At 39.1% G+C, this 2,362-nt stretch carries 3 protein-coding genes; all 3 read left to right on the top strand.

Annotated features, from left to right (window positions below):
- The first annotated feature begins 382 nt into the window (after positions 1 to 382).
- The 3 genes from C1E24_RS20735 (at position 383) to C1E24_RS20725 (ending at position 1,917) form a co-directional block, all read left to right on the top strand.
- Complete coding sequence (locus tag C1E24_RS20735) at positions 383 to 673, top strand: hypothetical protein (protein ID WP_138484804.1); 291 nt, start codon at positions 383 to 385, stop codon at positions 671 to 673.
- A 442-nt stretch (positions 674 to 1,115) separates the two neighbouring features.
- On the top strand, positions 1,116 to 1,382 hold the full coding sequence (locus C1E24_RS20730) for a hypothetical protein (protein WP_138484802.1): 267 nt from the start codon (positions 1,116 to 1,118) through the stop codon (positions 1,380 to 1,382).
- A 121-nt stretch (positions 1,383 to 1,503) separates the two neighbouring features.
- On the top strand, positions 1,504 to 1,917 hold the full coding sequence (locus C1E24_RS20725; RefSeq protein ID WP_138484800.1) for a hypothetical protein: 414 nt from the start codon (positions 1,504 to 1,506) through the stop codon (positions 1,915 to 1,917).
- The last annotated feature ends 445 nt before the right edge of the window (positions 1,918 to 2,362 follow it).

Here is a 2,362-nt window from a genome sequence, read left to right as displayed (position 1 = left end):
GTGTGGGAGTCATTATGTCTAGTTACTAATGGAATTCATCAAGTAAGGAGATCAAGGTGAATCTTAAAAAACATAAATCAGGTTTTCTCGCTGGCTTCATGTCAAGTACAGCTCTTCTAGTTAGCGACTTAATTCTATTTGGCAACTTACAGCTAAATCAGTTATCTATAATCTGTTTAAGTTTAGTAAGCGTAATTTGTCTGTTCGGTTTTGTTTCTTCAACAAAATCAAGTGCTAAAAAGGCATCGTAACTAACAAGGCCGTAAAACCGTGGACACAAAACAGCAGGCTTGTGCTCCTTCGTCGCCAATTTTAGCCTGCTATTTTGTGCCGTTTACGGCAAGCGTTAGCTTTACTCTGTATATTTGTGAAGGATTACACAATGACAAAATATTTAAGTGATTTTTTTGATACTTCAATTGAATTTCTGGAAACATCAAAAGGTATGTTCTTTATAGGTGCTTTTCTAGCTCTGTGTTTTATTACTTATGCATCGAGTAAGTCAGGTGTTTTGCTTGCTCCAGGAGTTTATTACTTTGGTGCAGCAGTACCATCAGGTTTTCTTTTTAGGGCTGCGTATTTAGAAAAGGCTAGAAAGTTAAAAATAGTTAAAGGTTTATTCTTTATAGCTTTTACAGGGTGGGTCTTCTTGTACACACTCAGCTTTTTGTAAAGCTAACAAGGCCGTTAAACCAAGGACACAAAACAGCAGGCTTGTGCTCCTTCGTCGCCAATTTTAGCCTGCTATTTTGTGCCGTTTACGGCAAGCGTTAGTTACTAATGGAATTCATCAAGTAAGGAGATAAGGTGAATCTTAAAAAACATAAATCAGGTTTTCTAGCTGGCTTCATGTCAAGTACAGCTCTTCTAGTTAGCGACTTAATTCTATTTGGCAACTTACAGCTAAATCAGCTATCTATAATCTGTTTAAGTTTAGTAAGCGTAATTTGTCTGTTCGGTTTTGTTTCTTTAACAAAATCAAACGCTAAAAAGGCATCGTAACTAACAAGGCCGTAAAACCGTGGACACAAAACAGCAGGCTTGTGCTCCTTCGTCGCCAATTTTAGCCTGCTATTTTGTGCCGTTTACGGCAAGCGTTATGTAGCTCTGAAGTTATGGATTTAGAAACTGCTGAAATAAAGAGTAACTTCAAGCAATTCGTATTGGTGTTACTCTTTGGCCCATTTGGTTTGTTCTATAGTAATAAGTTACTTGCGGCAATTGCAGTATTGTTGTTTTTCATCTTGCTTGGAGCTTACTTTTTGGGCTTCTTGATAGTATGGTTATTCTCTTTTGTTGCTGGCTTTTATAGTGTCAAAGAACATAACAAAAGAGTAAACGAGTTCGAAAAGCTTAAGAAAAGATACAAGCATTTAGGTTAAAAACGCTACATAACAAGTGCCTAAACCAAAGGACGCAAAACAGCAGGCTTGCGCTCCTTCGTCGCTAATTTTAGCCTGCTATTTTTCGCCGGTTAGGCAAGCGTTATAGGTAAAAGGATAGATGAGCTTTACAGTCGACTTTATACTCACTGAATTACCAAAGGAAGAAAAAGAAGCATGGAGCATTATTGAACACCTTCGTGAAGAATACTACGAAGATAAATCTGGGGCGCATGAGAAACTAGTTCAACTCCATAGTGTGCTGACCCAAAAGTACCCCTGTTTATGTAGTTATGCTGATGATGATCCTGAGCTAGATAATTGCCCTTGGTCAGATGGTCCTATGATTAATAACTTCGCCAGTAAAATGGGGATGGTTGCCATCTCTTACTCTAGAGCTGATGAGTTATTCCCATTTATCTTAGAAAAAGCATTGGAGTTAGACATAATAGTTGCTGACGGGCAAAGCGAGAAAATCTATCGCCCAGGAGTGCCAGTTAATAACTCGGAAAAACCCTGGTGGAAGGTGTGGTAATTTACCTATAACAAGTGCCTAAACCAAAGGACGCAAAACAGCAGGCTTGCGCTCCTTCGTCGCTAATTTTAGCCTGCTATTTTTCGCCGGTTAGGCAAGCGTTAGCAGCCAAGTCATATTCGACGTTTCAGTGCCAAGGTTTAAGGGCGCACACCCAGTGCTATTTTCTCAAGTATTGGTGGTCTCAGTGTTTCATTTGGCTGGTCTTCAACTGACTAAAGTACGAAAACCAAACTAAGGTGTTTTCAGGTTTTCTTTAATCAGTTAAAGTACTTACATAAAAATAAATTAGGTACATGTCGGCAGGTGCTTTTACTTAGGTAAAGTATTGTCGGCTAACAAGGCCTTAAAGTCGGATTCGTAACAGTTTGCTCGATTCCACTTCGTTTCACATTTTAGCAAACTGTTACTCACCGCTTAAGGCGGCGTTGGTATGACTCCCACT

Origin of the sequence: Pseudoalteromonas phenolica, from assembly GCF_005876835.1 — a bacterium.
GTDB classification, from domain to species: Bacteria; Pseudomonadota; Gammaproteobacteria; order Enterobacterales; family Alteromonadaceae; genus Pseudoalteromonas; species Pseudoalteromonas phenolica_B.
Note: the sequence above shows the minus strand (reverse complement) of the source record. Positions and strands in the feature narration are given on the sequence as shown.